Below are 5,768 nucleotides of genomic sequence, written 5' to 3' on the forward strand. Positions count from 1 at the left end.
GCCGCCATCGGGCCGGGCCGGGCCGCCATCGGGCCGGGCCGGGCCGCCATCGGGCCGGGCCGGGCCGCCATCGGGCCGGGCCGGACCCGCGCCGGGCCGTACCGGGTCGGTCCCGGGGCGGGCCGCACCGCGGGCGGGGCCCGGTGGCATGCCGCCCGGGCGGCCGGGGCCGCCGATCGGGCCATCGGGCTGGACGGCACCACGCGGCGGGCCATCGGGACGACCGGCCCTCGGCGGCCCTGCCGGCGGCATATCGGTGCGGGCGGCACCGGGCGGCGGGCCAGCCGGCGGCAGATCGGGCCGAGCCGCACCGCGCGGCGGGCCCGCCGGCGCACCGTGCTGGCGAGCCGGCGCCCGGGCACCCCCGAGGGACGCCTCGGATCCGGGGCGGCCGAGCGGTGGCTCGTTCGCCGCCGGCCCGGTGGTGGGTGGTCCGGGCTCTGAAACGGCACGCCCCCGCCCGGTGGGCGGCTCCTCGGCACGGCGCGGCACAGCGGCACCCGGGCGGCGTCCCGGGCCGGGGCCGCGTCCGTCATCGAGCGGACCGCTCGGCGCGGCGCCGGTGTCCGGCCGGCCGGCGGCGGGGCCGGTGGGCGGCACCACACCGCGCTCACCGAGCACCGGGGTACCGCCCGGCGGCGTACCGCCGATGCGTCCGGCCGGGTCACCGGGCGACGTGCCACGCCGCTTGATCGTCGACAGCGTCGGGTCGGTGTGGTGGGTACGACCGGCCTGCCGCAGCCAGTCGGCCGGGCGCTCGGGGCGGCCGGCACGGCCGGCGCCGGCTCGGGGCACGGTCGAACGTTCCGCAGTGTCACCACCGGTCCGACCCGCTGGGGGCGGCGGTTCCTCGGCGGCGGCCCGCCGCTCGCGGGCCGCCGTCTCCGCCGCGGCGCCGCCGGACGGCACACCGGGGATCGGCGGCGCGTTGCCGGACAGCGGCACCACCGGTTGCCCCTCATCGGGTGCGCGCCGGCGTCCGGCGGGCCGGCTGTCGGCCGGTCCCTCGGAGGCACCGGGCGCGGACGTCATCCCCGACACCGGACGGCCGGGACCGTGGGCCACCGGGTCCGTGGCGGGCGTGGGCTCCGCTGCGGCGCGTCGGCCGCGTCGAGGCGCCGGCGGGTCCGGAGGGCCCGCCGGCCGCCCTCCGGCGTCCTGCTCGGGGGTCGCCGGGACGCGAGTCGACCCGACTTCCCCGGGCGCCGCCCGCCGAGGGCCGGCGGGCACCCCGTCCGGCCGACGGCCGGGCATCCGGCGTGGTGCGGGCGGGCCCGACACGGGACCAGCCGGCGCCCCGGAGACGGGCCCGACGGGGGCACCGGAAACCGGACCGGTCGGCGGGCCGGAGGTCGACTCGGTGGGCGGACCGGAGCGCATCCGTCGGGCGGGCGCGGCGGCGTCAGCCGACGGCCAGCCGCCGGGTGCCGTGTTCGGCGCGCCGGCGTCGCGACGCCCGACGGGACCGGCCGGCGGCGGACCGGGATACGGCGGGGCGGCGGGTGGCTGCTGCCGGGCAGCGGCGTCCGGTCGGGGCCGGGCAGCGGCGTCCGGTCGGGGTTCGGCACCGGCGGGAACAGGCCCGGCGGCCGGCCGGGGGCCACCGGCGTTCGGGGGGACAGCCGGAGGGCGGGGATCCAGGGCGCCGGGCCAGGGACCATCGACCGATCGGGCCCGGGGCGGCTCGGCGACCCCCCGACGCGGCGGGGGCGCGGTCGGCGGGCCGGCGTTCGGTTCCACCGGCACGGAACGGCTCGGCACCCCCGGCCCAAGACCACCCGGCGCCACGGGCGGAACGGGCTCACCGGGCCCCACCGGCACCCGACCGCCAGGCGCAACGGGCCCACCCGGCACCCCCGGCACACGACCACCGGGGGGCACAGGCGGAACCGGGCCATCCGGCCCCGCCGCACGACCACCGGGGGCCACGGGCGGGACGGGCACGCCGGGCGGCTCCGGCATCGAGCGGCCGGCGGGGGGCGGAACGGGACGACCGGGTGGTATCCGGCCGGGGTGCTCGGGGCCGGGCGGCATGTCTGGTGCCGCCACCCCGTCGGGGCCGAGATCGCCGCGCTGCTGCTTGGCCGAGCGTAGGTCGTCGATCCAGCCGAGGTCCTCGCCGGCGGCCGGTTCCTCCCGGGCGGCCTCGGGCCTGCCCCGGCCCCAGCGGCGGCCCTTGCCGCGCCGCTCCTCCGGGCCGTCCTCCGGTCGCTCCGAACCAGGCGATCTCACTGTTGACCCTTTCCGTCGGCGCTGTCACCGACCTGATCGGCCGCGTCGACCTGCGGGGCCGTCGGCCCGCCGCCGTCGCCTGCGGACGGCGTCGACGCCCGGCCGTTCGCCGTCGACCCTTGCCTGACCGCGGGGGTGGGCAACCCGCGGACGATCCGGCGCAGCAACGGCAGCCGGGTGGCCACCGACCGCTCCGCGCCGTGCTGGCTCGGCTGGTAGTAGTCGACGCCGACCAGGTCGTCCGGTACGTACTGCTGGCTGACCACACCCCGCTGGTCGTCGTGGGGGTAGCGGTACCCGGTGCCGTGGCCGAGCCCGCGGGCGCCGGCGTAGTGCGCGTCGCGCAGGCTGCGGGGCACCGGGCCGCCCCGGCCGGCCCGTACGTCGGCGATCGCGTCGGCGATCGCCGTGGTCGCCGAGTTCGACTTGGGCGCGGTGGCCAGGTGGATCACGGCCTGAGCGAGGTTGAGCTGCACCTCAGGCAGGCCGACGTACTCGACGGCCTGGGCGGCGGCGGTGGCCACGCCGAGGGCACCGGGGTCGGCCATGCCGACGTCCTCGCTGGCGAAGATGACCAGCCGACGCGCGATGAACCTGGCGTCCTCCCCGGCGACCAGCATCCGGGCCAGCCAGTGCAACGCGGCGTCCACGTCCGAGCCCCGCATGCTCTTGATGAAGGCACTGGTCACGTCGTAGTGGGCGTCGCCGGCGCGGTCGTAGCGCACGGCCGCCGTGTCCACCGCCCGCTCGGCGGTGGTCAGGTCGATCCGCCCGGCGCCGAGCGCGGTGGCCGACGCCGCGGCCGCCTCCAGCGCGGTGAGCGCCTTGCGTACGTCGCCACCGGCCAGCCGCACGAGGTGCTCCTCGGCCTCGGCGTCGAGGGTGAGCGCCCCGGCCAGGCCCCGCTCGTCGGTCAACGCGCGGCGCAGCAGGGCGCGGACCGCCGCGTCGTCGAGCGGTTGGAGGGTCAGCAGCACGCATCGGGACAGCAGCGGAGAAATGACGGAGAAGTACGGGTTCTCCGTGGTGGCCGCGAGCAGCGTGACGGTGCGGTCCTCCACCGCCGCCAGCAGCGAATCCTGCTGGGTCTTGCTGAACCGGTGCACCTCGTCGATGAAGAGCACCGTCGGCGGGCCACCGGAGCGCCGCTGCCGCCGGGCCGTGTCGATGACGGCCCGGACGTCCTTCACCCCTGCCGACAGCGCTGACATGGCGACGAAGCGCCGGTCGGTGGCTCCGGCCACCAGGTGGGCGATGGTGGTCTTCCCGCTGCCCGGCGGCCCCCAGAGGATGACCGACATGGGCGCGTTGCCGGTGACGAGTTGCCGCAGCGGCGAGCCGGGGGTGAGCAGGTGCTCCTGGCCGACCAACTCGTCCAGATTCGCCGGGCGCATCCGGACGGGCAGTGGCGCGTCCGGCCCGACCGCGGTGAAGCCGCCGACGCCACCGGAACCCGTCTGCGCACTGGGCGCTGCGGCGGGTTCACCGAGGGTGAAGAGGGCATCAGACTCCATCACGAGAACAGTACCGGGCTCGGCTGGCGACGCCGGAATCGCGCCGCCAGCCGAGCTCTGGATGATGATCCTTTTCGGTCAGCCACGTCCCGGTCGGCGGCCCCGGTACCAGCGACCACCGCCGCCGGGGCCCCGGCCGACGCCGGCCAGGTAGAGCGCGAGCAGCAGCAGACCGATCAGCACGAGGGTGTTCCAGTTGAACAGGTCCGGCGCTCCGAGATCGGTGTCCAGCAGGTCCAGCAGCAGCGCGAAGCCGAAGACCGCGGCTGCGGCGATGGCGAGCATGTCGTTCCTCCGGTGGGGGTTCCAGTAGGTCGGCGCGGGAAGTACCCGATCGGTCGGCCCGCCAATCTCCACCGTGGATCGCCCTGGCCCGGCCGCGCCCGCGACTAGGCTGCCGGCGTGACCATCGCGGCTGAGGTCCTGGGTGGGCGCGACGCCATCCTGGCCGCCACGGAGCGCCACCCGTTCGTCCGGCACTCACTGCCGCCCGACCAACCGGTCCAGGGCTGGCGACGCGACGGCGCCGTGGGCTGGCTGCTGCCGCCCACGTTCCAGGGGCCGGTGGGCGGCGCGATCGGGGCAGTGACCCCGGCGGTCGAGTTGGTCACCGCGCTGGCCGCCGAGCGGGCGTTCGAGGCCGGGCGGTGGCTGCACCTGCCCCGACTGGATCCCGCTGCACTCGACGGCGATCCGGGTCTGGGCGCGTACGAAGACTGGGACTTTCTCTGGACGGCCACGGCGCCGCCACCGCAGCCCGGCGAGGAGCGGGTGGTCCGGCTGACCGGGGCGGACCATCCGGCGCTCACCGCGTTGATCGAGGGGTCGTACCCGACCAGCACCGTGCGCCCCGGCAACCCGCGGGTAATCGACTGGTACGGCATCCTCGACGGTGACCGGCTGATCGCCTGCGGGGCCGACTGCACCCGAGGTGACGTCGGTTTTCTCGCTGGGCTGACCGTCGCTCCCGAGCACCGCAATCGCGGCCTGGGCGCGACGCTCACCGCCGGCCTGACCTGGGCGTTGAGGGCGCGGTACGACGTGGTGGCGCTGGGCGTCTACCCGGCGAACGTGGGGGCGATCCGGCTCTACCGAAGACTCGGCTACACCGCCACCGCTGCGCTCACCTCGGTCCGCTTGGCCTGACCGGCGGCCCGGCGGCGGTCGGCTCGCCAGGCCGGCAGGTACAGCGGCGCGGCGACGGCCAGCACCACCGCGCCCACCAGCATCGCCGCGCTCACCCCGGCCCGGTCACCGAGGTGGCCGAGCAACACGCCACCCAGGGCGCCGGCCGGCATGGCGATCATCGAGTTCACCGAGATCACGCTGGTCCGGTACGGGCCGTCGACCTGCCGGTGCAGCAGCCCCATGTGCAGCGGGTTCGACGCACCATGCACGGCGTGGCAGGCGAAGAAGGCGACCAGCACCCCGGCCGGGCCGGCGAGCAGCGCCATGCCGACGACCGTGACCCCCTGCACGACGCGCAACAGGGCGGCACCGGGTGCGGCACCGAGCCAGCGGATGAGCAGCGGGGTCAGCGCCGCACCGCCGGCCGAGGCGAGCCACGCCACGGTGCTGGCCGGGCCGAGCAGGGCGGCGGCCCGGTCCGCGTCGCCCATCACCTCGCCCAGCCGGATCGGCAGCAGGCCCTCGAAGGCGACCATGCCGAAGCCCCAGAACAGCTCGACCGCGACCAGGGCGATCAGCACCCGGGAACGACGCAGCAGACCGAACGCCTCACCCACCATCCGCGGGGCGGACCGGACCGACGCCCGCAGCGCATCCGAGCCGGCCACCGGCCGTTCCTCCACCAGCAGGGTCAGCAGCGCCACCAGGGCCACCACCTGGAACAGGAGCGCGACCAAGACCGGCGTGGTGAGCGCGCTGACCGGACCGACCGGGCCGACGGCAACCGGGCCGAGAGCGACCGGGCCGAGAGCAATCGGGCCGAGAGCAATCGGGCCGAGAGCAATCGGGCCGAGAGCAATCGGGCCGAGAGCAATCGGGCCGAGAGCAATCGGG

Annotated in this window: 4 protein-coding genes and 1 pseudogene; 1 reads left to right on the top strand and 4 read right to left on the bottom strand. The window is 77.1% G+C overall.

The genetic code is table 11. From position 1 onward, the window contains the following. The 3 genes and pseudogenes from Vqi01_RS11590 to Vqi01_RS11600 form a co-directional block, all read right to left on the bottom strand. Nucleotides 1–1,032 (bottom strand): annotated as a pseudogene (locus tag Vqi01_RS11590) (hypothetical protein); the annotation flags it as partial. A 1,196-nt stretch (nt 1,033–2,228) separates the two neighbouring features. Beyond that, entirely contained in the window at nt 2,229–3,746 is a 1,518-nt protein-coding gene (locus tag Vqi01_RS11595) for a replication-associated recombination protein A (RefSeq protein ID WP_204034753.1), read from the bottom strand. Between the two features lie 78 nt (nt 3,747–3,824). Beyond that, nucleotides 3,825–4,031 (bottom strand): hypothetical protein, encoded by a 207-nt coding sequence (locus tag Vqi01_RS11600; protein WP_204034755.1) that lies wholly within the window; start codon nt 4,029–4,031, stop codon nt 3,825–3,827. Between the two features lie 117 nt (nt 4,032–4,148). On the opposite strand from Vqi01_RS11600, the gene Vqi01_RS11605 reads away from it, so the two are divergent. Beyond that, a complete protein-coding gene (locus Vqi01_RS11605) occupies nt 4,149–4,892 on the top strand; it encodes a GNAT family N-acetyltransferase (protein ID WP_204034754.1) in 744 nt (247 codons plus the stop codon). Here Vqi01_RS11605 and Vqi01_RS11610 read toward each other — a convergent pair. Then, the coding region (locus tag Vqi01_RS11610) for an MFS transporter (protein ID WP_372444348.1) at nt 4,850–5,768 on the bottom strand (919 nt) is incomplete at its 5' end. The genes Vqi01_RS11605 and Vqi01_RS11610 overlap by 43 nt on opposite strands.

This window comes from Micromonospora qiuiae (genome assembly GCF_016863555.1).
GTDB lineage: Bacteria > Actinomycetota > Actinomycetes > Mycobacteriales > Micromonosporaceae > Micromonospora > Micromonospora qiuiae.

What these genes read in the sequence shown, in the direction of transcription:
- Vqi01_RS11595 (WP_204034753.1), bottom strand. Translation starts at nt 3,746, where the DNA reads ATGGAGTCTGATGCCCTCTTCACCCTCGGTGAACCCGCCGCAGCGCCC.
- Vqi01_RS11600 (WP_204034755.1), bottom strand. Translation starts at nt 4,031, where the DNA reads ATGCTCGCCATCGCCGCAGCCGCGGTCTTCGGCTTCGCGCTGCTGCTG.